This window comes from Pseudarthrobacter defluvii (assembly GCF_030323865.1).
GTDB classification, from domain to species: domain Bacteria; phylum Actinomycetota; class Actinomycetes; order Actinomycetales; family Micrococcaceae; genus Arthrobacter; species Arthrobacter sedimenti.
Genome location: NZ_CP066362.1, coordinates 4,122,271 through 4,146,606, shown reverse-complemented (window position 1 = coordinate 4,146,606; position 24,336 = coordinate 4,122,271). Strand labels below are relative to the sequence as shown.

Annotated in this window: 30 protein-coding genes; 19 read left to right on the top strand and 11 right to left on the bottom strand. The window is 66.2% G+C overall.

Annotated elements, in window-relative coordinates; genetic code table 11:
• Positions 1 to 93: 93 nt before the first annotated feature.
• The 4 genes from rpsR (at position 94) to JCQ34_RS19280 (ending at position 2,497) form a co-directional block, all read left to right on the top strand.
• Entirely contained in the window at positions 94 to 333 is a 240-nt protein-coding gene (rpsR, locus tag JCQ34_RS19295; RefSeq protein ID WP_003800144.1) for a 30S ribosomal protein S18, read from the top strand.
• Positions 334 to 350: 17 nt separating this feature from the next.
• The gene (gene rplI / locus JCQ34_RS19290) at positions 351 to 803 is read left to right on the top strand and encodes a 50S ribosomal protein L9 (RefSeq protein WP_018769834.1); all 453 of its coding nucleotides are present in this window, start codon (positions 351 to 353) and stop codon (positions 801 to 803) included.
• A gap of 80 nt (positions 804 to 883) precedes the next feature.
• On the top strand, positions 884 to 1,732 hold the full coding sequence (locus tag JCQ34_RS19285; RefSeq protein ID WP_286400531.1) for a PhzF family phenazine biosynthesis protein: 849 nt from the start codon (positions 884 to 886) through the stop codon (positions 1,730 to 1,732).
• A gap of 138 nt (positions 1,733 to 1,870) precedes the next feature.
• Complete coding sequence (locus JCQ34_RS19280) at positions 1,871 to 2,497, top strand: FMN reductase (RefSeq protein WP_286404682.1); 627 nt, start codon at positions 1,871 to 1,873, stop codon at positions 2,495 to 2,497.
• 12 nt (positions 2,498 to 2,509) lie between these two features.
• Here JCQ34_RS19280 and JCQ34_RS19275 read toward each other — a convergent pair whose 3' ends face one another.
• Complete coding sequence (locus tag JCQ34_RS19275) at positions 2,510 to 3,076, bottom strand: hypothetical protein (RefSeq protein ID WP_286400528.1); 567 nt, start codon at positions 3,074 to 3,076, stop codon at positions 2,510 to 2,512.
• 753 nt (positions 3,077 to 3,829) lie between these two features.
• Here JCQ34_RS19275 and dnaB point away from each other — a divergent pair.
• A complete protein-coding gene (gene dnaB, locus JCQ34_RS19270; protein WP_142132093.1) occupies positions 3,830 to 5,215 on the top strand; it encodes a replicative DNA helicase in 1,386 nt (461 codons plus the stop codon).
• Here dnaB and JCQ34_RS19265 read toward each other — a convergent pair.
• Together JCQ34_RS19265 and JCQ34_RS19260 are read right to left on the bottom strand one after the other, a co-directional pair.
• The gene (locus JCQ34_RS19265) at positions 5,212 to 6,186 is read right to left on the bottom strand and encodes an acyl-CoA thioesterase (RefSeq protein WP_286400525.1); all 975 of its coding nucleotides are present in this window, start codon (positions 6,184 to 6,186) and stop codon (positions 5,212 to 5,214) included. The genes dnaB and JCQ34_RS19265 overlap by 4 nt on opposite strands.
• A gap of 132 nt (positions 6,187 to 6,318) precedes the next feature.
• On the bottom strand, positions 6,319 to 6,753 hold the full coding sequence (locus JCQ34_RS19260; protein ID WP_286400523.1) for a DoxX family protein: 435 nt from the start codon (positions 6,751 to 6,753) through the stop codon (positions 6,319 to 6,321).
• 108 nt (positions 6,754 to 6,861) lie between these two features.
• Here JCQ34_RS19260 and JCQ34_RS19255 point away from each other — a divergent pair, with 108 nt between their 5' ends.
• The 3 genes from JCQ34_RS19255 to JCQ34_RS19245 all read left to right on the top strand — a co-directional run bounded on the left by JCQ34_RS19255 (position 6,862) and on the right by JCQ34_RS19245 (position 9,284).
• Positions 6,862 to 8,214, top strand: coding sequence for an MATE family efflux transporter (locus JCQ34_RS19255; protein ID WP_286400521.1), 1,353 nt, complete (start codon positions 6,862 to 6,864; stop codon positions 8,212 to 8,214).
• Between the two features lie 46 nt (positions 8,215 to 8,260).
• Positions 8,261 to 8,851 carry a hypothetical protein gene (locus tag JCQ34_RS19250; protein WP_286400519.1) on the top strand — a complete coding sequence of 197 codons (591 nt, stop codon included), beginning with the start codon at positions 8,261 to 8,263 and terminating at the stop codon, positions 8,849 to 8,851.
• A gap of 97 nt (positions 8,852 to 8,948) precedes the next feature.
• Entirely contained in the window at positions 8,949 to 9,284 is a 336-nt protein-coding gene (locus JCQ34_RS19245) for a hypothetical protein (RefSeq protein WP_286400517.1), read from the top strand.
• Here JCQ34_RS19245 and JCQ34_RS19240 read toward each other — a convergent pair.
• Positions 9,281 to 9,826 (bottom strand): CGNR zinc finger domain-containing protein, encoded by a 546-nt coding sequence (locus JCQ34_RS19240; protein WP_286400515.1) that lies wholly within the window; start codon positions 9,824 to 9,826, stop codon positions 9,281 to 9,283. The genes JCQ34_RS19245 and JCQ34_RS19240 overlap by 4 nt on opposite strands.
• A 131-nt stretch (positions 9,827 to 9,957) precedes the next feature.
• On the opposite strand from JCQ34_RS19240, the gene JCQ34_RS19235 reads away from it, so the two are divergent.
• Positions 9,958 to 10,932, top strand: a complete 975-nt coding sequence (locus JCQ34_RS19235; RefSeq protein WP_286404680.1) for an EamA family transporter — start codon at positions 9,958 to 9,960, stop codon at positions 10,930 to 10,932.
• Between the two features lie 85 nt (positions 10,933 to 11,017).
• On the opposite strand, the gene JCQ34_RS19230 is transcribed toward JCQ34_RS19235, so the two are convergent.
• The gene (locus JCQ34_RS19230; RefSeq protein WP_110545130.1) at positions 11,018 to 11,281 is read right to left on the bottom strand and encodes a WXG100 family type VII secretion target; all 264 of its coding nucleotides are present in this window, start codon (positions 11,279 to 11,281) and stop codon (positions 11,018 to 11,020) included.
• Positions 11,282 to 11,492: 211 nt separating this feature from the next.
• Here JCQ34_RS19230 and JCQ34_RS19225 point away from each other — a divergent pair, with 211 nt between their 5' ends.
• Positions 11,493 to 11,765, top strand: a complete 273-nt coding sequence (locus JCQ34_RS19225; RefSeq protein WP_286400511.1) for a DUF2277 domain-containing protein — start codon at positions 11,493 to 11,495, stop codon at positions 11,763 to 11,765.
• 21 nt (positions 11,766 to 11,786) lie between these two features.
• Here JCQ34_RS19225 and JCQ34_RS19220 read toward each other — a convergent pair whose 3' ends face one another.
• The 6 genes from JCQ34_RS19220 to JCQ34_RS19195 all read right to left on the bottom strand — a co-directional run bounded on the left by JCQ34_RS19220 (position 11,787) and on the right by JCQ34_RS19195 (position 17,512).
• Positions 11,787 to 14,201 carry a heavy metal translocating P-type ATPase gene (locus tag JCQ34_RS19220; RefSeq protein ID WP_286400510.1) on the bottom strand — a complete coding sequence of 805 codons (2,415 nt, stop codon included), beginning with the start codon at positions 14,199 to 14,201 and terminating at the stop codon, positions 11,787 to 11,789.
• Positions 14,202 to 14,228: 27 nt separating this feature from the next.
• Entirely contained in the window at positions 14,229 to 14,468 is a 240-nt protein-coding gene (locus JCQ34_RS19215) for a heavy-metal-associated domain-containing protein (RefSeq protein WP_286400508.1), read from the bottom strand.
• Positions 14,469 to 14,522: 54 nt separating this feature from the next.
• A complete protein-coding gene (locus JCQ34_RS19210; RefSeq protein WP_286400506.1) occupies positions 14,523 to 14,888 on the bottom strand; it encodes a metal-sensitive transcriptional regulator in 366 nt (121 codons plus the stop codon).
• 300 nt (positions 14,889 to 15,188) lie between these two features.
• Positions 15,189 to 15,701, bottom strand: a complete 513-nt coding sequence (locus JCQ34_RS19205; protein ID WP_286400504.1) for a universal stress protein — start codon at positions 15,699 to 15,701, stop codon at positions 15,189 to 15,191.
• Between the two features lie 89 nt (positions 15,702 to 15,790).
• Entirely contained in the window at positions 15,791 to 16,603 is an 813-nt protein-coding gene (locus tag JCQ34_RS19200) for a class F sortase (RefSeq protein ID WP_286400502.1), read from the bottom strand.
• A 111-nt stretch (positions 16,604 to 16,714) separates the two neighbouring features.
• Complete coding sequence (locus JCQ34_RS19195; RefSeq protein WP_286400500.1) at positions 16,715 to 17,512, bottom strand: hypothetical protein; 798 nt, start codon at positions 17,510 to 17,512, stop codon at positions 16,715 to 16,717.
• Positions 17,513 to 17,790: 278 nt separating this feature from the next.
• Here JCQ34_RS19195 and JCQ34_RS19190 point away from each other — a divergent pair, with 278 nt between their 5' ends.
• The 9 genes from JCQ34_RS19190 (at position 17,791) to JCQ34_RS19150 (ending at position 24,324) form a co-directional block, all read left to right on the top strand.
• The gene (locus JCQ34_RS19190; protein WP_286400498.1) at positions 17,791 to 17,991 is read left to right on the top strand and encodes a hypothetical protein; all 201 of its coding nucleotides are present in this window, start codon (positions 17,791 to 17,793) and stop codon (positions 17,989 to 17,991) included.
• 69 nt (positions 17,992 to 18,060) lie between these two features.
• Positions 18,061 to 19,170, top strand: a complete 1,110-nt coding sequence (locus JCQ34_RS19185) for a WD40/YVTN/BNR-like repeat-containing protein (RefSeq protein WP_286400496.1) — start codon at positions 18,061 to 18,063, stop codon at positions 19,168 to 19,170.
• A complete protein-coding gene (locus JCQ34_RS19180; protein WP_286400495.1) occupies positions 19,163 to 19,450 on the top strand; it encodes a MoaD/ThiS family protein in 288 nt (95 codons plus the stop codon). Before JCQ34_RS19185 ends, JCQ34_RS19180 begins: the two co-directional genes overlap by 8 nt.
• A 166-nt stretch (positions 19,451 to 19,616) precedes the next feature.
• The gene (locus JCQ34_RS21135) at positions 19,617 to 19,892 is read left to right on the top strand and encodes an ATP-binding cassette domain-containing protein (RefSeq protein WP_286400494.1); all 276 of its coding nucleotides are present in this window, start codon (positions 19,617 to 19,619) and stop codon (positions 19,890 to 19,892) included.
• Positions 19,889 to 20,398 (top strand): hypothetical protein, encoded by a 510-nt coding sequence (locus JCQ34_RS21130; RefSeq protein ID WP_286400492.1) that lies wholly within the window; start codon positions 19,889 to 19,891, stop codon positions 20,396 to 20,398. Before JCQ34_RS21135 ends, JCQ34_RS21130 begins: the two co-directional genes overlap by 4 nt.
• On the top strand, positions 20,385 to 21,095 hold the full coding sequence (locus JCQ34_RS19165; protein ID WP_286400490.1) for an ABC transporter ATP-binding protein: 711 nt from the start codon (positions 20,385 to 20,387) through the stop codon (positions 21,093 to 21,095). Before JCQ34_RS21130 ends, JCQ34_RS19165 begins: the two co-directional genes overlap by 14 nt.
• A 6-nt stretch (positions 21,096 to 21,101) precedes the next feature.
• Complete coding sequence (locus JCQ34_RS19160) at positions 21,102 to 21,983, top strand: branched-chain amino acid ABC transporter permease (RefSeq protein ID WP_286400488.1); 882 nt, start codon at positions 21,102 to 21,104, stop codon at positions 21,981 to 21,983.
• On the top strand, positions 21,983 to 23,071 hold the full coding sequence (locus tag JCQ34_RS19155) for a branched-chain amino acid ABC transporter permease (protein WP_286400486.1): 1,089 nt from the start codon (positions 21,983 to 21,985) through the stop codon (positions 23,069 to 23,071). The genes JCQ34_RS19160 and JCQ34_RS19155 overlap by 1 nt, the downstream gene beginning before the upstream one ends.
• Complete coding sequence (locus JCQ34_RS19150; protein WP_286400483.1) at positions 23,068 to 24,324, top strand: ABC transporter substrate-binding protein; 1,257 nt, start codon at positions 23,068 to 23,070, stop codon at positions 24,322 to 24,324. The genes JCQ34_RS19155 and JCQ34_RS19150 overlap by 4 nt, the downstream gene beginning before the upstream one ends.
• Positions 24,325 to 24,336: the final 12 nt, after the last annotated feature.

Sequence of the window (24,336 nt, the reverse complement as noted above, 5' to 3'; positions counted from 1 at the left end):
GGGTGCTCAAGGCACCCAAAGCAGCTGCCGCCGTCGGACCACCACCATCCCGTGGATCAATATCCACGGGCTCCCTAGAATAGGAGCTCCACGATGGCTAAGGCTGAACTCCGTAAGCCCAAACCAAAGTCCAACCCCTTGAAGGCCGCTGACATCACTGTCATCGACTACAAGGACGTAGCATTGCTGCGCAAGTTCATCTCCGACCGCGGCAAGATCCGCGCCCGTCGCGTCACTGGCGTTACGGTGCAGGAACAGCGCAAGATCGCCCAGGCAATCAAGAACGCCCGCGAAGTTGCTCTGCTGCCTTACTCCGGCGCTGGCCGCGGCTAAGGAAGGGATTAACTAACATGGCAAAGCTCATTCTGACCCACGAAGTTACCGGTCTCGGTGCTGCTGGCGATGTTGTCGAGGTCAAGGACGGTTACGCACGTAACTACCTGCTGCCCCGCAACTTCGCCCTGACCTGGTCCAAGGGTGGCGAGAAGCAGGTTGAGTCCATCAAGGCTGCCCGCGCTGCCCGCGAGCACGCTTCCCTGGAAGATGCTCAGAAGCAGGCCGCCGCACTGTCCGCCAAGCCGGTCAAGCTGGTCGTCAAGGCCGGCGAGTCCGGCCGCCTGTTCGGCACCGTCAAGCAGGGCGACGTCGCCGACGCTGTTGAGGCCGCTGGCCTTGGCAAGATCGACAAGCGCAAGGTTGAACTGCCGGCCCACATCAAGTCGGTTGGTTCCTACCAGGCCAACGTCCGCCTCCACGCTGACGTTGCTGCTGTGATCGAACTCGACGTGGTGGCAGGAAAGTAATTTCCCACTCCACGTCATGACCCCCGTTGCCGGATTCCGGCGGCGGGGGTCTTTCGTTTTGGCGGTGGTAGCCTGCTCCGGTGAACCCGACACCCCGCAGCCGTCCTTTCCACCAGGTGGATGTATTCGCCAGCCAGCCCTACCGCGGCAACCCGCTCGCCGTCGTCCTTGATGCCCAGGGCCTGGACACCGCGACCATGCAGCACTTCGCCAATTGGACCAACCTTTCGGAGACCACCTTCCTCCTGCCGCCTGAGGATCCCCGCGCTGATTACAGGGTCCGGATCTTCACCGGCTCGGAGGAGTTCCCGTTCGCGGGCCACCCCACGCTGGGCTCGGCCCACACCTGGCTGGAAGCCGGCGGAGTGCCAAAGGCGGACGGCTACGTGGTGCAGGAGTGCGCGGCCGGGCTGGTCAAGGTAAGGCGCGACGCCGGGAGGCTGGCTTTCGCCGCACCACCCCTGACCCGCTTCGGCCCCGTGGAAGCGCCGGTCCGCCGGCAGTTGGCGGCAGCGCTGCGATTGCCATTGGATGATGTCCTTGACGCCGCCTGGCTGGTGAACGGCCCTGAATGGATCGGGGTCCTCCTGGGGTCTGCCGAACGAGTGCTGGCCCTTGAGCCGGACCAGGCAGCCATGGGCAGCCTCAAGGTTGGCGTCATTGGGCCTCATGCACCGGGCGCCGGTACCGACTTTGAGGTCCGCACGTTCCTGCCGGGCGACGCCATGGTGGAGGACCCCGTCACGGGCAGTTTCAACGCCGGAGCCGCACAGTGGCTGATTGGAAGTGGACGTGCGCCGGAGCAGTACCTGGCCGCGCAGGGGACGGTCCTGGGCCGCGCGGGGCGCATCCATATCAGTGCCGCGGACGGGGAAATCTGGGTGGGCGGTGATTCCACCACCTGCATCAACGGGAGCGTGCTGCTCTGAGCGGGGCCCGGTCCGGGTATGGCCGGCAGGAATCCACACCCCCGGAGCTGGCCGGGAATATCTCGAGGCTGCCCGCAGTTCATGGATATAAATGCATATGCATGTAGAATGAAACTGAACGAGCACCAGGAGAATGTCATGGAAACCCGCCGCATCACCGTCCTTTCCGCCGGGCTCGGCGTACCTTCATCCAGCCGGCTGCTGGCGGACCAGCTCGCGGCAGCCGCCGAGCGGCAGCTCAAGGCAGCCGGTTTCGTCGTGGCAGTGGATGTCGTCGAACTCCGTGACCTGGCCGTGGACATCGCCAACAACTTCGTGACCGGCTACGCCGCACCACGCTTGGCGGAAGTTATCGCCGGCGTTGAGGCATCGGACGGGGTCATCGCTGTGACGCCGGTGTTCAGCGCGTCCTACAGTGGTCTTTTCAAGTCCTTCATTGATGTCCTGGACCCGAAGTCGCTGGACGGCAAGGCGGTCCTGCTGGGCGCCACCGGCGGCACGGACCGGCACCAGATGGTCCTGGACTACGCACTCCGGCCGCTCTTCAGCTACCTCCGCACCCGCATGGCTGCAACCGGTGTCTTTGCAGGACCCCAGGATTGGGGCACTGCAGAAGAGGGCGGTGGGTCCCTGGCGGACCGCATCGAGCGGGCCGCCGGTGAGTTCACGCGGCTGCTCGAGGGGCCTCAGCCGGGTCGGAAACCCGCTCTGCTGGAGTCCCTGCCCTTCGAACAGCTGCTGGCGGGGATCGCAGGGCCCCGTTAGTCGGTCCACCCTCTAGTCATCCAGCAGCGCGATGAACTCCCGTGCCTGGGTGAGTGAGATGTCGGAGTGCCGGGTCAATGCATTGGCTGCCCCCTCCGTGTCGCCGCTCCGGGCCAGGGTGCGAATCCTGCCGTAGATCTCATCGTTGAGCATGTTGCTGCTCACCTCCCGCGTGACGTCGCCCTTGCTGGCGATGGCCCGGTAGCGGTACGGGAAACGCTGTGGCTCGTCGTCGTCCTCCTCGACGGCCGGAGCTGGCTCCTGGCGCCGGTAAGGCTGTGGGTGGGCGGCCAGGGCGCCCACGGCGTCCCGTGAGGCCCGCAGCCCCTCTCCGGTGATCTCGTAGTACAGCTTGATGGCGGCCATGGCCTGGCCCTGCGCAATCAACGCGTAGATCCGCCGGTGTTCGTCTTCCGACAACCGGTCCGCCGCGGTCCGGGCCAGCTCCAGTGATGACGCGGCGGGCTGGGCGGGGTCGGAGGGGTGTGCGGCACTGCGCTTCCGGGTGGCGCGGTACGCCACCGTCACCCCCGCAACCACCGCGAGCAGGATAAGGACCGGGACCACAAGGGATTCCATTTTCACGAGCCGTTCTGTCTACTTCCTGGCCCTCGCCAGGTGCGATTGCTTTGCTGGCCATCCGCCCAGCCCTGTTCCTGCTGCTGATTGCACAACTGCATGTTCTGGCTACCAAGATCTTAATCCAGATCATGGTTATCCACAGCAATATTCATCGGTGGGCATACAGCCCCGGCTGCTGCCCGTCAAACTCCCACGGTGGAATATGAGCAGGGCCACGGCGTGGGCCTTCAAGCCGCGAAGGCGCACTTCCCCTCGCTTCCCGGCGCAAGGGCCCAATGGGGCCTGTGGATGAAATTCCATCAAAGAAATATTTACTCCACATGCCAAAGGGGACGTTTGCGCAGGTCAGACCGCTGTTGGAGGATAAAAAACTTTTGTATCCACAGGCTTCCCCACAGGCTGTGCACAAGCTATGCCCCGTACTGCACAGGTTATCCACAACTGTTCCTGCATGCTGGCTTTGCCGCTGGCAGCCCGGCGGTTAGCGTAGCGGGGTACCTGTTCTCCGCGGCCGAAACAGGGCCTGCCCTGCTTCGATTCGGACCCCACTCTGCCGCTTTCACGCGCACCTGTGGAAAAGCTGTGGATACTGGGGATAACTCCAGGCGGGGGTATATGTGAACCCCTGCGGCACTCGATTGTCAGAGCCAGTGGGTAGAACTGGACAAGTAGCGGGAGCCGGATTTTCCGGAGGCCGCGAGCAGGATGGATCACCGGACGCACGCCCGGTACAAATGGAGGACGGCAGCTTTGTCAATCGCGCATCTGGACCCTGTCGAGGCAACCCGTGGATCGGACGCCAGCAGGAAGCCCCCGCAGGACATCGCTGCCGAACAGTCCGTACTGGGCGGCATGATGCTCTCCAAGGACGCCATCGCCGATGTTGTGGAAATCCTTCGCGGCCAGGACTTCTACCGGCCCGCCCACGAGACCATCTACGAAGCAATCATCGACCTGTACGGCCGGGGCGAACCTGCGGACGCGGTCACTGTTTCCGATGAGTTGACCAAGCGGGCTGAAATCAACAGGATCGGCGGCCCCGCCTACCTGCACGAACTGATCCAGACCGTCCCCACTGCGGCCAATGCCGGCTACTACGCCGAAATCGTGGCCGAGCGGGCAGTGCTTCGCCGGCTGGTGAACGCCGGCACCAAGATCGTCCAGTTGGGCTACGGCTCGGACGGCGAGGTGGAGGACCTGGTCAACCAGGCGCAGGCAGAAGTTTATGCCGTGGCCGAACGCCGCACCGCAGAGGACTACGTGGTGCTGAAGGACGTCATGGAGTCCACGGTGGACGAGATCGAGGCGTCGGGCCACCGCGGCGAGGGGATGGTGGGCGTCCCCACCGGATTCTACGAACTGGATGAACTGACCCACGGACTCCACCCGGGCCAGATGATCGTCATCGCCGCCCGTCCCGCTGTCGGCAAGTCAACCTTCGCCCTGGACTTCGCCCGCTCCGCAGCCATCAAGCACAACCTGGCCACCGTCATGTTCTCCCTGGAAATGGGCCGGAACGAGATCGCCATGCGACTGCTCTCAGCCGAGGCCACCATCAGCCTCCAGGATCTCCGCAAGGGCACCATCAAGGACGAGCAGTGGTCCAAGATCGCCACCACCATGGGGCGCATGAATGAGGCCCCGCTGTTCATCGACGACAGCCCCAACATGTCCCTGATGGAGATCCGGGCCAAATGCCGCCGGCTCAAGCAGCAGCATGACCTCAAGCTTGTGGTCCTGGATTACCTCCAGCTCATGAGCTCCGGTAAGAAAGTGGAGTCCCGCCAGCAGGAGGTCTCCGAGTTCTCACGTGCGCTGAAGCTCCTGGCCAAGGAACTCCAGGTCCCCGTGATCGCCCTGTCCCAGCTGAACCGTGGATCGGAACAGCGCCAGGACAAGCGGCCCATGGTGTCCGACCTCCGTGAGTCCGGCTCCATCGAGCAGGACGCCGACATGGTCATCCTGCTCCACCGCGAGGACGTCTACGACAAGGAGTCTCCGCGCGCGGGCGAGGCGGACATCCTGGTGGCCAAGCACCGTAACGGTCCCACCAAGGACATCGTGGTGGCGTTCCAGGGCCATTACTCACGGTTCGCCAACATGGCCGGTGACGGTGGCGGCGGTGGCGGCTTCTAAGCGCCCCGCGCCAGCAGATGGTTGGGCAGCCGGTTCCCGGGCGCCGTTCCCCGGATCTCCAGGAGTTCGCGGGCGTGGGCGTGGAGCCGTTTGTCTTCGTCGCTGACCGGCACCCAGGCGGGCACGGGCACTGAGGTTCCCTCGTCGTCGCGCGCCACCATCACGGTGAGGCAATAGGTGGTGAGGTTCAGTTCCCGGCCCTTGGGGTCGCCGGAACGGACGTGGACGGCGATATGCATGCCCTTGGTCCCGGTGTAGACCAGCCGGGCTTCCACCTCCACCACATGGCCAATCAGCAGCGGCCGGTAGAAGCGCACGCCGCCGGAGAACACCGCCACCGTATCCCGGCCGCAGTAGCGTGAGGCGCAAACGTAGGCGGCCTCGTCGATCCACTTCATCACAATGCCGCCGTGGACCTTGCCGCCCCAGTTCACATCGGTGGGCGCGGCCATGAACCGCAGCGTCACCCGTTCGGCTGTGCCGGCGTCGGTGTATTCCTGCCGGTTCATAGCTTCCACGATCTGCTCGCGGACCTTGACCCTGGCCAGTGCGTGGTCCCGCTGCTCCATCTCTTCCGGTGTGACAGGCTCGAACTGCTGTACCGGGACGGGCTTGCCGTCCTCACCCACGGCCACGAAGATGACCATGCATGTGCTGCGCATCGTGGCAGCGCCGCCTTTCGGGTCGCCGGAGGAGACCACTGTCCGGATGTGCATGGATGACCGTCCGGTGTAGACGATGGTGGCTTCCACCTCCACCATGTCGCCGCTGTTGACGGGATCGGCGAAGTGGATGTTGCCCACGTAGGCCGTCACGCAGTAGGACTTGGCCCATCCCACCGCTGCGGCATATGCGGCCTTGTCCACCCACTCCAGTACCGTGCCGGCATCCACTGATCCACTGTGGCCCACGTCGGTGGGGGCGGCGAGGAAGCGGAGGGTCACGGAGTTGGGGCGTCCGGTTTCAGTCATGGTGCGATCATACTGACGGCCCTGGTTACCGGCCGGTTGGGATTGCAACAAACGTTCCGCCTGCATTAACCACGACGGCGGCTGCGCAGTTGGTGCGCAGCCGCCGTCCGGCATTTGTCCGTTCAGCCGTGGTTAGGCCAGGGCTGCCAGCCGGGACTTGCGGCGGCCGAAGAGCGCGCGGTCCACGGAGAGGCGGCCTGCGCCGGTGAGCGCCAGGGCGAATGCTGCCGCGGCGAGGAGCAAGACGAGTTCATATCCTCCGTTTGCGGCAAAGATGCCTGCAGGGGCATGGACCAGGAAGAGTGCTCCCAGCATGTCCAGGACCAGGAGCGCGGCCACCACGCGGGTGAGGACGCCCAGGATCAGGGCAATCCCGCCGGCCAGTTCCAGGACGGCGATTGCCGGAGCCATGACATCGGCCGCCGGTACGCCCATCTTGGCGAAGGAGGCCTGCGTTCCGGCGATGGTCCAATCATTGAACTTTTGCCAGCCATGGGCTGCAAAGAGAAAGCCGAGGATCAGGCGGAGGGCGGTGAGGGCTGTGGTGGTCAATCGCGACTGATTCATATGTCCGGCCTGTCGGAGTATTAGTTGAACTGTCAACTAAAAACCGTGGACTGTGGGCTTTCTCATGTCCAGCCGTCCCCTGCCGGCGGGCGCCACTAAGCTGTCTCCGTGCCCCAACGACCAGCCCCCGCGTCCCCGGCAGCCACCCGAGGCCCGGCGCGGGAAATACTCCGCCTCGCCGTCCCCGCCTTCGGGGCGCTGGTGGCCGAACCCCTCTTCCTGCTGGCGGACTCCGCCATCGTGGGCCATCTCGGCGTCGCCCAGCTTGCGGGGGTCGGGCTGGCATCGGCGGTGCTGCAGACCGCCGTCGGGCTCATGGTCTTCCTGGCCTACTCCACCACTCCGGCTGTTGCCCGGGCCATTGGTGACGGGCAGCTCGGCAAGGCGCTGGCGGCAGGGCGCGACGGCGTGTGGCTCGCCTTGATCCTTGGCGTACTCCTCGCCGGGGCGGGCTTTGCTGCGGCCGGGCCGCTGATTGACCTCCTGGGCGCCGAGGGCAGCGTCCGGAGCTTTGCCGTCGACTACTTCCGCTGGTCCATGCCGGGGCTGGTGGCCATGCTGCTGATCTTCGCCGGTACCGGCGTGCTGCGCGGCCTGCAGGACACCCGCACCCCACTGGTGGTTGCCACTGCGGGATTCGGCGTCAACATCGTCCTGAACCTGTGGCTTGTCTACGGCCTGGGCCTGTCCGTGGTGGGCTCCGCGATGGGAACCAGCATTGCCCAGTGGGCCATGGCCGCTGTCTACGTGGTGATGGTGCGCCGGAATGCGGTGCGCCACGGCGTAAGCCTGTTGCCCAGCTGGCGGGGCATCCGCAGCATGACCCGCGTGGGGTCCTGGCTCATGCTGCGCACGCTCAGCCTGCGCGCCGCGATCCTGGCCACCGTGCTGGTCGCCACGGCCCAAGGCGAGGTGAACCTCGCAGCCCACCAGCTGGCGATGACCATCTTTTCCTTCCTGGCGTTCGCGCTGGATGCCCTGGCCATCGCCGCCCAGGCGCTTATTGGCAAGGAGCTCGGCGCGTCCGACGCGGCCAGGGCCCGGCTGCTGACGGGGACCATGATCCGCTGGGGAGTAGGCTTCGGCGTGCTGACCGGCCTGCTGCTGGCCGCGGCGGCACCCTGGGCCGGAGCCCTGTTTACCCCTGACCACCAGGTGCAGCAGGTGCTTACCGTGGCACTCTGGGTCCTGGCCGCGGGGCAGCCCATCGCCGGCTACGTCTTTGTCCTGGATGGAGTGCTGATCGGGGCAGGTGACGCGCGGTACCTCGCCCTCGCGGGACTGATAAACCTCGTGGTCTACGTGCCTCTGCTGGCATGGGTTGCACTGTCCGGCGCCCCCGGCGCCTCCGGGCTCGGCTGGCTCTGGGTGGCCTTCGCGCTGGGGTACATGGCGGCGCGCGCAGTCACGCTGGGCCTGCGTTCGCGCTCCGACCGCTGGATGGTGCTGGGCTCCGCCTGAGGCGGGCCCGGTTAGACCTCCCAGCCGCCCCCACTAAACTGGACCGGTGACGCAACCATCCACCCCCGCGGGCGCTGCTCCCGGAACCGCCCCCCGTAACGACCTTTGGAAGCCGGTCCTGCTCCGATCGGCTGCTGCGCTGGTATTTGGCGCGGTGACGGTCTTCTGGACTTCCCCGTCCGTGGAGGTCATGGGTTGGGCCGGCGGGCTCTACCTCCTGGCCGCCGGGGTGGTGTCGCTCCGCACCGTCCCCGCAGCGGGCTTTGCCCAGAACTCTGCCCCCGGCAAGCTGCTCTCCGCCGCCGGCGCCGTCCTGGCCGGTGCCGGCTTTGCCGTGCTCCTCCTGCACAGCGACCTGTTGTTCGGGGTGATCGCAGCCCTGGGGCTTGGCGTGGCCGGTGTCCTCGAGCTCGCCTGCGGCCTGCAATACAAGGGCCGCCACGTGCTCGCCAGGGACTGGATTGCCTCGGGGGTCATCGGCATCGGAACAGCTGTGCTCCTGCCGTTTTTCATCAACCTCGGCGCCCACGCGCTGCTGGGTGTAGCCGGTGGTGGAGCGATCATTTCGGGCGTCCTGTGGGTTCTTTCCGGCCTGACCCTGCGGCACGATGCCCGCGCCGGGGCAGGAAAGCCGTAAACTAGGAGGAGTGCCCTTCTACTTTATGTAGAAAATGGGTGCGACACCGCAAACGTAAACCAGGCCGGCCGTGCGCCGCCTGCAGGGAGGAACCACTGTGGCTGACCAGCATCAAGGAAAACCGCGCAAGCTGCGGACCTCGGTGAAGGGTCCCCTGATGTTCTCGGCATTCTGGGCCGTCGTCGCCTTCGTTGCGGTGTTGATCTTCGCCTCCGGGGGAAGCGCCCGCGCGCCCCGCTTCGACCTCGCCTTCACCGCAGCCGGCATCGCCTTCATCGTCACCCTGGTGATCGCCGCGATGCTGTCCATGAGCTACAAAGAGAACGCGGAACACCTGGGCAAGGGCTCGGGCGTGAACCTCAGCTCTGCGCCCAAAACCCCCCACAACCCGCCGGTCCCCGGCGACGATACTGACGGCACGCCCCGCCGCTAGCCCCCCGCCGCCTGCCTGGCGCGGTAAGCGGCAACGTGGGCGCGGTTGGCGCAGTTGCCCGTATCGCAGTACCGCTTGGACCGGTTGCGGCTCAGGTCCAGCACGGCCGCATCGCAGTCCTCCGAATCACAGATGCGCAGCCGGTCCATTTCCTTGCTGCGGATGACGTCAGCCAGGGCCATGGCCGCCTCGGTACTCATCCGGTCTGCCAGCGGCGCCTCCGGTGCCGTGGCGTGCAGGTGCCAGTCCCACCCGTCGTGCTTCATCAACTGTGGCAGGGCGTTTGCGTCGCGCAGCAGCCGGTTGACCGTGTCCACGGCGGCGTCCTCATCAGCCGTCCAAACAGCTGCCAGTTCGCGGCGCAGCTGCAGCACGCTTTCCAGTTCCACGGCATCCCGGTTCCGGGCGCCGGAAAATCCTTCCGCGTCCAGAAAGCTGTCCAGGTCGGCAACGGAGGTCAGCCCTTCCCTGCCGTTTGCCGCCGTGTTGATGAGGTTCACCACCGTGCGCAGCGCCACTTCCGTGTCAGGGGCGAAGACCATGTTGACTCCTTACAGCGCCGAAGCGTAGTGTCATGAGCATTACCCCACTTTACTCCTGACAGGAGGCGACGGTGCCTGCCGCCAACAACCACAGCCCCACCCCGGAACCGTCCGCCACGCGGACCAGCTTCATGGCATCAGGGCTCGGCATCGCGTTGTTCTCCTCGGCAGTCTTCGGCCTGTCGGGATCCTTTGCCAAGTCCTTGCTGGAAACTGGCTGGTCTCCTAGTGCGGCCGTCACCGCCCGCCTCACCGGGGCCGCCCTGATCCTCGCCCTTCCCGCGGTGTCCGCACTGAAGGGCCGCTGGCACCAGTTGGTGGACAACTGGCTCACCATTGTGCTGTTCGGGCTCATCGGCGTGGCTGCCTGCCAGTTGTTCTACTTCAATGCGGTGGCCCGCCTGTCTGTTGGCGTCGCGCTCCTGCTGGAGTATCTGGCCCCAGTCATCATCGTCCTCTGGCTCTGGGCCGCCAGCCGCCGCCGTCCGCGGGTGCTCACCGCCGGCGGGACGCTGCTGTCCCTGGCCGGATTGGTGCTGGTCCTGGACCTTACCGGCGCCGTGAAGGTGGACCTGGTCGGGGTCCTCTGGGGCATGGCTGCCGCAGTATGCCTGGCCATCTACTTCTTCATCACGGCCAGGGAAAACGACACCCTGCCGCCTATCGTGCTGGCGTCCGGGGGACTCATGGTGGGTGCCGCGGTCATGTGGCTTGCCGCCGCCACCGGCCTGCTGCCCATGGCCTTCAACACCGCGGACACCAAACTGGGACCCTGGACCACGCCCTGGTGGGGATCCTTGGCCGGGCTGGTGGTGCTGGCCACCGTGCTGGCCTACACCTCGGGCATCATGGCGGCCAGGGCGCTCGGCTCCAAGGTGGCATCCTTCGTGTCCCTCACCGAGGTCCTTTTTGCTGTGCTGTGGGCGTGGCTGCTGCTCGGTGAACTTCCCGGACCTGTCCAGCTCCTGGGCGGTGTCCTGATCGTGGGCGGGGTCATCCTGGTCCGGCTCGACGAGCTGCGCGCCGTGGCCTCCGACGCCGCCAAGGGCGCGCAGATGCCGGCCTCACCGCTGGAACACGCGAACGACGTCGAACCCGTCCCCTAGCAGTGCGGATCCTGCAGAGCCCATCGCCCAAAAAAGGGCAGGGACACCGTTTGGTGTCCCTGCCCTCCCGCCAGCGGCGGTAAGCCTAGTGCGAGGCCTGGCTCTGCTCTTCAGCGTTGCGCTTGGCCTGTGAGCCGGCTTCCTTCAGCGCCTCGGCAACCTTGGTGAGCATGGCGGTGTGGGTACCGGACCACTCGTTGCGGAACTTGGTTGCGTCCGGGCCTTCCCAGTTGGTGCTGCTCAGAACCTTGGTGAGAGTGGACTTCTGCGTCTCGATCTCGGACGCTCCTGCCTGAAGCTTGCTGCCGAGCTGGCGAAGCTGCTCAACGTCTGCACCCCAAATAGCCATCAGTTTCTCCTTGTTAGGTCGTGGATCCGAACCAGATCGGCATCCCCAGCGGCCCCCCGGCTCATCCGGAAGATCCATTGCCTAAAACCTATCCCGGCCTCCAAACAGTGTCGATGGGCAGCCCTGCCCATGCCGGGCTCCCCATGGACGCCGGGCGGAGACCATGAAAAAGGGGTCGATCCCAGGCGTTGGAAGAGCCTAGCATGGCGGTATGTGCCGGAATATCCGAACCCTCCACAACTTCGAGCCGCACGCCACGTCCGAGGAAGTGCACGCGGCCGCCCTTCAGTACGTCCGCAAGATCAGCGGCAGCACCAAGCCGTCGAAGGCCAACCAGGAAGCCTTCGATGAGGCGGTCCACGAGATTGCGCACATCACGCAGCACCTGCTGGATTCCCTGGTGACGCAGGCGCCGCCCAAGGACCGGGAGGAAGAGGCCGCCAAGGCCAAAGCCCGCGCCGCGGTGCGGTACGGCGCGGCCTGACCTGTCCTGAACCGGGATTGGCTACTTGCCGAAGCTGCGCAGGCGCAGCGAGTTGGCCACCACCAGGACCGAACTGGCGGCCATGGCGGCACCGGCGATCATCGGGTTGAGCAGCCCCAGTGCGGCCACCGGGATCCCCACCGCGTTGTAGAAGAACGCCCAGAAAAGGTTGGTCTTGATGGTGCCCAGGGTCTTCCGTGACAGTTCGATTGCCTGCGCCACCTGGGCGAGGTCATTGCCCATCACGGTCAGGTCCGCGGCTTCGATGGCTACGTCCGTTCCGGATCCCATGGCAATCCCCAAGTCGGCCTGCGCCAGCGCCGCGGCGTCGTTGACGCCATCTCCGGCCATGGCCACCGTGGCACCCGCGGCCTGGAGCTTCCGCACTGCCTCGACCTTCCCTTCCGGCAGGACGCCGGCGTAGACATCGCCGGGAGCAATGCCGACGGCGTCAGCCACCCGGGCGGCGACCGCGGCGTTGTCGCCGGTCAGCAGGATGGGCCGCAGGCCCAGCGTCTTCAGCCGGGTGACGGCGGCGGCGGAGCCCTCCTTGACGGTGTCCCGCAGGCTGATGATCCCGGCCGGTGCGCCGTCCACCGCCACGCAGATGGCCGTGGCGCCCCCTTCTTCAGCGGCCGCCAGCAGGGCCCGCTGGCCAGCATCCAGGACAACACCGTTCTGCCCCAGCCAGCCGCTGCGCCCGGCCATCACCTGCCTGCCCTCAACGGTTCCCGACACTCCGCCGCCCGGGGCGGAACTGAAGTTCTGCACTGACGGCAAGGTGCCGCCGTCGCTCGCTGCACGCCCGGAACCTGCCGCGGCCGCGATGGCGCGGGCCACGGGGTGCTCGGACGCGGCCTCCACTGCCCCGGCGAGCCGGAGGACGTCCTGTTCCGCGAAGCCGGGGAACGCGGAGGTGGCGTCTACGGCCAGGATGCCGGTGGTCACCGTCCCCGTCTTGTCCAGCAGGATGGTGTCCACGGTGCGGGTGTCCTCCAAAACCTGCGGGCCCTTGATCAGGATCCCCAGCTGCGCGCCCCGGCCGGTGCCCGTGAGCAGGCCCACCGGGGTGGCCAGTCCCAGGGCGCACGGGCAGGCAATCACCATGACGGCGACGGCGGCCGTGAACGCCTGGCGCAGATGGCCGCCATCAGCGTCGGGGCCGGCCACCAGGAGCCAGAGCACGAAGGTCAGGACGGCAAGGCCCAGAACCACCGGCACGAACACGGCGCTGATGCGGTCCGCGAGCCGTGCGATCGGCGCCTTGCCGGTCTGGGCCTGCGACACCAGCCGGGCCATCTGGGCAAGGGTGGTCTCAGCGCCCACCCGGGTTGCCCGCACCAGGAGGCGGCCGGAGGTGTTGATGGTGGCACCTGTGACGCGGCTGTCCGGCCCCACCTCGACCGGGACGGACTCGCCGGTCACCAGCGAAGCGTCGACGGCGGATGCACCGTCAACCACCACGCCGTCGGTGGCGATCTTTTCGCCCGGGCGGACCACCAGGATGTCGCCCACCTGCAGCCGGTCCGCAGCGATCTTCTGTTCGCTGCCGTTGCGCAGGACGGTGGCGTCCTTGGCCCCCAGGTTCAACAGGGCCTGAAGGGCGTCCCCGGCCTTTTGCTTGGCATTCGCTTCCAGGAAACGGCCCAGGAGCAGGAAGGTGGTGACCACGGAGGCCACCTCGAAGTACAGGCCACCGGACATTCCCTCCATCGCCGGGTGTTCCGTCATCCGCGGGTCCGCCAGCAGCTGCCAGGCCGAGAACAGGTAGGCCGCAGCCACCCCCAGCGACACCAGCGTGTCCATGGTGGAGGCCAGATGCCGGGCATTGATCGCCGCCGCCCGGTGGAAGGGCCAGGCAGCCCACGTGACCACCGGCAAGGCCAGTACCGCGGCCACCCAGCCCCAGTTGGGGAACTGGAACGCGGGGACCATGCTGACCAGGAACACCGGGACGGTCAGGACTGCCGCCAGGATGAGTCGGGGGCGGAGCCGGGCGGCGACGCCGGTCACTTGCTCCGCATGCTCGCTCGTCCCTCCCCGGCGGTTCCCTCGACTCGCAAGCTCGTCCAGGGAACCCTCCCGCCGTGGGCCCTGCTTGGATGCATGCTGCCGCAAGTCCCCGCCGTCGCCGCTCGCGGGCACCGCACCTTCGGCGCTGCCTTGAGTTTCCGCATCGACGGCTGGGTAATGCTGCGGCCGGAGTGTGGCCTTGTAGCCTGCGGCGTTGACCGTATTCACCAGCTGTTCGTCGGTAATGCCCTCCGGGACCGTGACATAGGCCGACTCCAGGGGCAGGTTCACTGTTGCCGCAACGCCCTCAAGCTTGCCGAGCTTCTTTTCCACCCGGTTGACGCAGGAAGCACAGGTCATCCCCTGGATGTCCAGTTCGACGATCCGGGTTCCCGGCGGGCGCAGCAGTTCTTGGTGGCTCATGTCAGCTTTCAGGTGTTGGGAGGGTGTTTAGGCTTCGTTGGCGACCACCAGGTAGCCGGCCTCGGCCACGGCTTCCCCGATGTCAGTGGGTGAGAGTTCCTTGTTTGCACTGATGGTCACGGTGGAGATGCCGCCGGCGTTGAGGTCCACCTGCACGTCCTCTACGCCTTCGATGGCTTCGAGTTCCTCGCTGACAGCCGATACGCAGTGCCCGCAGGTCATGCCGGAGACGCTGATGGTTGTGGTGGTGGGGGAGGTGGTGCTCATGACTTGCTCCTTTTGTAGGTTCCGGCGGTGGCCGGAGGTGGATTGTGGATGGTGTCAGCGAAGCAGCCGGCCGATTGCGTCGGCGGCTTCCTTGACCTTGGCGTCGATGGCTTCAGCGCGGGCATCCGGGTCCGGCTCGGAGGCTGCACCCACCACGCAGTGGCCAATATGTTCCTCGACCAGTCCGAGGCTGACTGCGTGCAGGGCCTTGGTGGCGGCGGCAACCTGGGTGAGGATGTCGATGCAGTACTTGTCCTCGTCGACCATCCGGGCGATGCCCCTCACCTGGCCCTCGATCCGCTTGAGGCGCCGCAGGTAGGCATCCTTGTTGCCCGTGTACCCGTGCTGCGGGGCAATGTCCGCCTCTGCGGGAACCTGGTCAGCTGCCGCGGCCGCAACGGCTTCTTCGATAGCGCTCATGCAGTCAACGTATACCCCGGAGGGGTATAAATGCAAGTACCCCCAGGGGGTATATCTGGCCTGTAAGCCCACGCAGGCGGCCGGAGCTGCGGCGGGGCACAAAAAAGCTCCGGAGTGCGTTATTGGGGGATACGCACTCCGGAGCAGCTTTTGGGCAATTCCGTCTTCCACCTAGGTGGACCGTCCTTGCTTATATTAGCTTACGGGCTGGTACCGGCACTGCGCCAGCATCCCGAATAACTACTTTCGCTTTACTTTAACCGGCCCTTCAATGGTGCGGATTTTCCCAAGGCTGAAAGGCTAGGGCCGGTCTTCGTGGGCCGGCCGGCGGTAGGGGACCACCAGCACCGGGCGGCTTTGGTGGTGGCTGAGCCAGGCGCCAACCGAGCCGCCAAGGGCCTCCGAGAGCCGGTGCGAAAAACCGCGTTCCGAGGTACCCACGATGATGATGGGGGCGTCGAGTTCGGCTGCTACCTGTCCCAGGGCGCGGGCCGGATCCCCTGTGAGGGTGCGGAAGGACCAGTCCACGGAGGCGCCGTCGGAGGCCAATTTGTCTACTACGGCCTGAACCTGGGCCTTCAGCTCCGTTGTCAGGGCGGGCATGTCGTCATTGGCGTCCGGTTCCCGGGACGGCCGGTGGGCGGAGCGGGCCGGATCCCATTCCACCAGGTAGCTGGCTTCATCCACGTAGGCGCAGACCAAAGGTGCGGCCAGCCGAGCGGCCAGGGTGGCGGCGGTTTGAAGCACTTCCGGGTGCTGTTTAGGCATGATTCCTACCAGCAGCGGGGTGCCGTTGAAGTGTTCCCCTGTCATGCGGCCCATTGTCCGCCCGGTGAAGGGGTGCGAACAGGTACGTTCGGCCTGGAAGATTTTGAAGGTCCTCGAGTGCCTGGCGCGGAGCGCTAGGAAACGGCAGGGTATGCAGTGACCACAACGTTTTTGCCCCAAGGGTCCTCGGTGTAGCAGCTGATGAGGACCAGCCGGTTGGGCACCATGTCCCACACGGGGCTGTCCTTGAGACCGGATTTCACGAACGTCTTGATGCTCTCCACCCGGTAGCTGATGGTTCCGGCAGCGGTTTCGACATCGAAGCGGTCGCCAACGGCTGCCGCTGAACTGAGGTGGTTGAAGGGGGCATCCGCGCCTTCCCAGCTGTGGCCGATGACGTAGGTGGTGTTGTTCGAACCACTGCCCGGAATGCCGAACGGCGTCAGCCAGTAACCATCCTTGGTGGCAGGGGGTTCAATTGTCCGGCTGGACTGGGCTTCCCCATCCAGGTCCAGGGGGTGGACGGGGACGTCGAACGCTGCGGATGGATACCTGATGCGGAGGGGTTGTGCAGCTGCCGGAAGGGCCGGTCCTGCCGCAGCTATTGTCGGCTCCACGCCGGAGGTTTGGGCGGCTGCGGTTGGATCCGCTGGGGCGACTGCGGCAGGAACGCCCGTCCCGGCGATGGGAGCTCCGCCGGCCGAGGCAGGTGCCGGCGAAGTGTGGGTGGGGGACGCTGCGCCACCGGCAATGATCACAGCGGCCGCAGGACCATTCCCCACGGACAGCGGCGGTGCCGGGTGGAAAAGCGGAGCACCAACGGTGAACGACAGGAAAGTGAGGACACCGCAGAAGAGGATGGCGAGGTCGCCCCGGTTCGATGTCCGCCAGTCGCGCCGCCAAGTGTGGCGCCTGGGTGCCGCGTGCCGGCTCCGGTCTTGTCGCATGGCACTCCTCGGTGGTTAGCGGGATTGGCTGGATTGGAAGGAAGGCGTCCCGCCGGGCACTGGCGGGACGCCTTCCTTGTCAGGGGGCCACGGGTTTGTGGCGGATTGCGGTTACCCGGCGTCGTTCAACGGACGCGACCGGCGGCGGGCTGCCACGGCTGCGCCTGCCGCAGCAAGGGCTCCCACCCCTGCCAGCCAGCCCTGTCCGCCGTCGGAAGCTCCCACCGCGGTCTGGGCGTTGTAGCCCTGGTTGGTGCCCACACTGACGGGCGCGGGCGCGGCCTTCGGTGCCGCGGCAACGTGCTTGGCAGGCGCGGGCTGTACAGGGACCTGGGCCACCACAACCGGTGACTTCACCTCAGGCGCCTGCACGGTTGGGGGTTGTGCCGCGGGCGGTTCCACCGCGGGTGGGTCGACGACGGCGGGTGGCTGCACTACGGGCTGGTCAACGACGGTTGGCTTCTCGGTGGGCGGCGGCGTCACGGGAGGATCGACGGTGGGCGGCGGCGTCACGGGAGGATCGACGGTGGGCGGCGGCGTCACGGGAGGATCGACGACGACGGGCGGCTGCTCGGCAGGCGGTGTTGCCGGAGTTGTGGCAGGAGGATCCACCACAACGGGCGGGTCAATCACTTCGCCGGGCGGCAGCGTCGCACCACACTCGTTGACGTATCGAAGCTTTCCCTCGTTGGTCCAGTTCTTTCCCTCCGGCAGTTTGGTGGTTGGAGGAATGATGTCATCAGGGTGCTGGTCGTGGCCGCCGGTCCCGTTGGCGTTGAATGACATCTGCGTGAGGGTCTTTCCGTCCCAGTGGCAGGCCACCACCTGGTCAGGGGCGGCTATGGCAGGCGCTGTGAGGCTGAGGAGGCCGAGCCCCACCACCCCCAGTGTGGCTAAGGTGCGTTTCATCTTTTTCCCCATCTGTTTGAGAAACGGGCCATGGCGGGGACGGACCAGCGGTTGCGCCGTATGCCCCAGCAGCACGGTCAGCTTGCTTTGAGGTTTCAGGCTAGGAGGACCTGCAGGAGGCGGTCGCCAGTAGGGGGTACTCGTCTTTTTCAGCCCCTTGGTGGCCAAGTTACCTGCGGGTACCCGAAACACTGCCGGGCCCCCACCTGTTTCGATGCCGGCACCTTGTCTGCCCCTCCGACTGTGCCTAACGTTTTAAGCGTCAGGGAGGGGGAATCGTGGAGATCTTCATGTGGTGGCTGGACCTGGATCTCGCCAGCAAGGAGTGGCTGCGGCAAAACCTTCGGGCGGACGAACTGCCGCTTCCGGTGCTTCAGGGCATCGCCGAGGCGGGAGGTCCCCACCCGGGCAACCCGGCCGCCGTGCTGAACCCGGCGGACTGGGACTTCATCGAGACGCAGTCGGAGTTCGTGGACTGACCCCCACCTGCCCGGGAGTGGGAGTTGCGGGGCTGAAAACCGTTGCGCTGCTGCCCTTCCGGTGGTTGCATGGTCCGCATGGCAACGGCGGCAGAATCATTTGTCCTGGCAATCGGAACTAAAAAAGGCCTCTGGCTGGCCACGAGCAAGGATCGGCGGGACTGGTCCTTCTCCGGCCCGCATTTTCTCATGTCGGAGATTCCCAGCATCGGGATCGATACCAGGGAGGGCCGCACCCGCATCCTGGTGGGCGTGCGCAGCCCGCATTGGGGTCCCACGGTTGCCCATTCTGATGACCTCGGCGCCACTTGGACGGAGCCGGAACAGGGTGCCATCAAGTTCCCGGAAGATACCGGCGCAGCACTTGAGCGTGTGTGGCAGATTTACCCGGACGCCGAGTCCCGCCCGGGTGTTGTGTGGGCCGGCGCTGAACCCATCTCGCTCTGGAAGTCCACGGATGGCGGGGAGCACTTCGAGTTGAATCGAGGCCTGTGGGACCACCCGCATCACAGTGAATGGGGGGCCGGCTACGGCGGGGCGGCAGCGCATTCCATCGTGGTGAACCCCTCGGGTGAGACCGTCCACGTCGCCATGAGCACCGGCGGCGTTTACCGCTCGGCCGACGGCGGCACCTCCTGGGAAGCGCGCAACAAGGGGATCTCGGCCTACTTCATGCCGGACCCCAATCCGGAATTCGGCCAGTGCGTGCACAAGATCGCCGCGGATGCCGCCGTCGAAGGCCGGCTCTACGCGCAGAACCACCACGGCGTGTATCGGACGGACGACAACGCGGACAGCTGGAACTCCATCGCCGAGGGGCTGCCTGCGGACTTCGGCTTCGTCATGCTGACCCATCCCCGCCGCGACGGCACCGCCTGGGTGGTACCGCTGAAGGCCGACGGCGAACGCATCCCTCCTGACGGGAGGCTCGCCGTCCACCGCACCGACGACGCCGGGAACACCTGGAAGCGCCTCAGCAGCGGGCTTCCGGAGCATGAATACAACAGCGTCCTCCGGGACGCGGCGTCGGTGGACACCGCCGAACCTGCCGGGGTGTACTTCGGCACGCGGGGCGGAACCGTCTACGCGAGTGCTGACGAGGGCGAGACGTTTATGGAGGTGGCCGCCCACCTGCCGGACGTCCTGTGCGTCCGCGCGGCAGCGGTGGCCGGTGCCTGAAATCTCGGTGCTGCTCCCGAGCGTCCTGCAGCCCCTGGCCGGGGGGCAGTCCGTCCTGACTACGCCCGCTGACGGACCGGTGACGGTGGCAAGCCTGCTCGATGCGGTGGCCTCTGACTATGCGGTGCTGGGCCGGCGGTTGCGCGATGAGACCGGCGCGCTCCGAAGGTTCGTCAACATCTATGTCGACGGCGATGAGGTACGGCGGCTGCGGGGACTGGATACCGAGGTGATGCCCGGCCAGGAGGTCCTGGTGATCCAGTCCGTCGCCGGCGGCTGACCGGCCACCCCCGCACGAACACGCGCTTTGGCTGGCGCGCTTCCTCGGGTACCGGAAGTTCGAGCCAAAATCGTTGACAATTTCGTGGGCGATCCGTAGCGTCGGTCTCGTGCAGTACTGAACGGCTGCATCCATTCCTAGCGATGATGCGACAGGAAGGTACAGGGTGGCTGCGAGCCTGAGCCTCAAGGACGTCAACCTGCACTTCGGCGGGGTCAAAGTGCTGCAGGATGTCAGCTTCGACGTCGAGCCCGGCGTCATCCTGGGCCTGGTCGGGCCCAACGGCGCGGGCAAGACGTCCCTGTTTAACTGCATCAGCGGCCACTACAAGCCAAGCTCCGGCTCGATTTCGGTGATGGAACGGAGGTTTCGGGCAGCGCTCCGTCCCGGCTGGCCCGCTTGGGCCTGGCCCGTACCTTTCAGCATCCAGCCCTGCAGTTGAACGCAACAGTCCTGCAGAACGTGCTCCTCGGCGCCCACACCCGGCTGCCCGGCGGCCCTGTGTCCTGGGCGCTCCGGTTGCCCCGCACCGTCCGGGCCGAGCGGGAAGTCCGCGCCGAAGCACTGGAACTCCTTGGCAGGGGAGGTTTGGGCTGGGCGGCGGAGCTGCCGGCCGATGAACTCTCGCACGGCCTGCACAAAGGCATCGAGTTGTGGCGGGCGCTCCTTTCACGGCCCGCACTCCTCCTGCTCGACGAGCCTGCAGCTGGACTGTCCCACGGCGAAGTGGAACAGCTCATCGCAACAGTTAGGCGCCTGCGCTCGGAGCAGGACATCACCATCATCATCGTGGAACACCACATGGGACTGATCTCCGCGCTCACGGACCAGGTTGTAGTGCTGGACCACGGGCGCAAGCTGATGTCGGGCACCGCAGCCGACGCGCAGTCCGATCCACGGGTAATTGAGGCTTACATCGGGAAGGACGCCGCCGATGACGCTGCTTGAACTCAAGGACGTCACCGCGTCCTACGGGCCGGTGCAGGTGCTGGACGGGGTTTCACTCAGCGTTCCGGAGGGCGGCTCGGTGGGGATTCTCGGTGCGAACGGTGCCGGCAAGACCACTACCCTGCGGGCCATCAGCGGCACGGTCAGGACCGGAGGGACCATCAGGTTCGACGGCCGTGACATCCGGGGCCTCCGGTCGGACCAGGTGGCGGCCTTGGGCATTGCCCATGTACCGGAAGGCCGCGGCACGCTGGGGCAGCTGAGCGTCCGGGAGAACCTGCTGGTGGGTGCCTATCTCCGCAGGGACCGGAAGGCCATCGAAACGGATATCGACTACTGCCTCGATCTGTTTCCGCAATTGCAGGACCGGGTGGGCTCCCGGGCAGCGGCCCTGTCCGGCGGTGAGCAGCAAATGCTGGCCGTGGGCAGGGCCTTCATGGCCAAGCCCAAGCTGCTGCTGTTGGACGAGGCATCGCTGGGACTGGCGCCGGGCACGGCGAAGACGGTATACCAGGCCATCCGCCGGCTGCGGCTCGAGTCCGGCATCGCCATGCTGGTGGTGGAGCAGAACGCAAACCTCGCGTTCTCACTGGTCGACACCGCGACCGTCCTGGAAACAGGCCGCAACGTCCTTACCGGCACGTCGGCCAAGCTCAAGGGCATGGACGAGATCCGCCGCGCCTACCTGGGGGGTTGAACGGGCATGGGAACCTTTATCCAACTCGTGGTCGACGGCCTTGCCACCGGTTCCATCTACGCGGCCCTGGCCCTGGCAATCGTGCTGGTCAACCAGGCCACGGGCCTGATCAACTTTGCCCAGGGCGGCCTGGCCGTGCTCTCCGCCTATATTGCCTACGTCTTCGTTCAACTCGGCCTGCCCCTGATCCTCGCCATCCTCATCGCCGTGGTGCTTTCCTTCGTCCTCGGCGCGCTGGTGGAGCGTTTCCTGGTCCGCCGCTTCGAACGGGGCGACCCCGACACCGCAGTGGTGGTCACGATCGGACTGCTCACCCTCGTCACCGGCATCTCCGCGGTGCTGTGGGGCTACAACAACCTTGCGTTTCCGTCACTCTTCCCCCTGACCAGCGTGGAGATACTGGGGGCGGTGGTAAGCGTCAGGTCACTTGCCACCGCGGTGACCATCGTCGTCATCATGGTGATCCTGCAACTGCTCTTCCTCCGTACCAAGCTGGGACTGGCCCTCCGCGCCGTCGCCGACAACCCGGCGTCGGCCGCTTTCTCCGGCCTCCCCGTGGGCCGGCTGCTCATGGTGGGCTGGGGGCTCGCGGCGACCCTCGGCGCCATCGCCGGAGTCCTGGTGGCACCCCAGCTGACCCTGACGCCGGGCATGCTGGACACCGCCCTGGTCTACGCGCTCGCGGCCGTTATCCTGGGCGGCCTGAACAGCCCCATCGGCTGTGTGGTGGCCGCGGCGGCGATCGGTGTCCTGGAGAACCTGGTGGCCGTCTACATCCCCCTCATCGGCCACGACCTCAAGATCGCGGTGCCCTTCGCACTGATCTTCGTTATCCTCATCGTTCGCCCACAGGGCCTGTTCGGCAGAAAGGTCGTGGTGAGGGTCTGATGAGCACCGCTGCCGCCACCTTACGCCCACGGCGGGTACGTCTTGCCCTCGCCGCCCTCGCGGCGGTTCTGCTGGTCGTCGCCCCACTGATCCTGCCGGCGTTCGCCAACCAGACACTGGTCCGCATCGGGGTCTATGCAGTGGCGGTGCTGGGCCTGAACATCGTGATGGGATACACCGGCCAGGTCAACCTCGGGCAGATCTTCTTCGTAGGCCTGGGCGCCTACGTCACCGCGTACGGCGTCAACCATGGCTGGAACATCCTGCTGGTCTTCGCAGCGGCCTGCGCCATCGCCGGCGTGGTGGGGCTGCTGGTGGCGCTCGCGGCCGCACGCCTCGGCGGCCTGGCCATCGCAATGGTGACCATCGCCCTGCCCATCGTCGGCGTCCCCCTGGCCAAACGACTCTCCGAGTTCACGGGCGGCTCCCAGGGCATCTCCGCACGGTTCACCGATGCCCCGGACTGGTCCGGGCTGGCCAACGACCAATGGCAGTTCTACATCGTGCTGATTGTGACGGCCGGAGCATTCCTGCTGGCCCGGAGCCTGGTCCGCGGCAAGTACGGGCGGGCCTTCGCAGCGGTCCGCGAAAATGAGGCTGTTGCTGCCTCGATGGGCATCTCGCCCTACCGAACCAAGGTCCTGGCCTTCACCATCGCATCCATTTTCGGCGGCGCCAGCGGCTTCCTCTACCTGGCAGCAGTGCAATACACCTCTCCGGAAACCCTCAGTTTCGGGCACTCCATCAGCCTCCTGGCCGCCATGGTCATCGGTGGGGCCGGCAGCATCGCCGGTTCGCTTCTGGGCGGGGCCTACTACGTCTTCGTTCCGCAACTGACCAACGCCATCGATCCCAACCTCACCACCGTAAGCCAGGGCGCGATCCTCCTCGCAGTGCTGTTCCTGCTGCCCGGCGGCCTGGTCAGCCTGCCCCGGGCGGTGCGCAGGCTCACCCGCCGTGCCGCCCCGCGCCGTTCCACCGCCCAAACTGCACCCGGGACTTCCCCGCAAACCGCTCCCGCCCATCGTCCGGTACCGGATGCTGCGCCGGAGGGACACGAACAAACAGAGAGGCAAGATGGACCATGAAGATGAGAAAGAAGCCGCGCGCGGTACTTGGCGTCGTTGCCGTGGCGGCCGCCGTCGCGCTCTCCCTGTCCGGTTGCAGGGGCGACAGCGGCGGGCAGGGCGGAGGATCCGCGTCCTCCCCGGGGATCACTGACTCGGCGATCACGCTTGGGATCACCACTCCGCTCAGCGGTGCAACCGCCGGGCCGGGCAAGTGCACCGTTGCCGGCGTCTCGGCCTACTTCGGTGCCGTCAACGCCGCAGGGGGCGTGAAGTTCGGCGACGGCAAGACGCGCACTGTGAACATCAAGTCCTATGACGACGCCTACGACCCGCAAAAGTCCCTGGCGAATTTCCAGCAAATGGTGTCCGACAACGTGTTTGCTGCCACCGCCGGCCTGGGAACGCCCACCAACCGGGCGTTCCGCGACGCCGCCATCAGCCAGAAGGTCCCGCAGGTGCTGGTGATGACCGGCGACCCGCTGTTCAGCGACCGGAAGCAGAGCCCTTGGCAATTGGGCTTTGTGCCCATTTACCAGAATGAGGGCGCGGCCTTCGGAAAGCTCCTGGCGAAGTCGGGTGCGCAGCATAAAGTTGCCATCCTGTCGCAGAATGACGACTACGGCAAGGGGTACGTGGCGGGCTTCAAGGACGCGATCAAGGGGGCGTCCAACATTTCGGTGGTGGGGGAGCAGACCTACGAGGCCACCGACACCTCGGTGGATGCGCAGCTCACCCAACTCGCTTCCTCCGGGGCGGACGTCTTCTTCAACGCCATGTCCATCACGCCGCTCACCATCGCGGCACTCCAGAAGGCACAGCAGATCGGCTGGAAGCCCAGCTGGTTCCTGCCGTCCAACACGTCCAGCCCAACGGCGATCCTTGAGCCGGGCGGGGGCGCCGCCTACCCGGGTATCTACTCCGTGTCGTTTGCCAAAGCCCCCCAGAGCCCGGCATTCGCCAAGGACCCCGACGTCGTGAAATTCCTTGACGAACTGAAGAAGTACGGGAACTACCCGGACATGCCTGCGTTCCCGCACTGCATGTGGAGCTACATGGTGGGGGCCACGCTTGAGCAGGCGTTCAAGAACATGAAGGAGCCCACGCGGGACAGCTTTATGACGGCGCTGCGGGACATCAAGGACCTGAAGGCGCCGCTGATGCTGGAAGGGACTTCGGTGGACACCACGGTGGACGGCCAACCGGCGGTGTCCTCGGTGGTGGTGCAGAAGTACAACGGCAAGGGCTATGCAACTGCCGAGAACTTTGGCTGATCAGGGCAGATC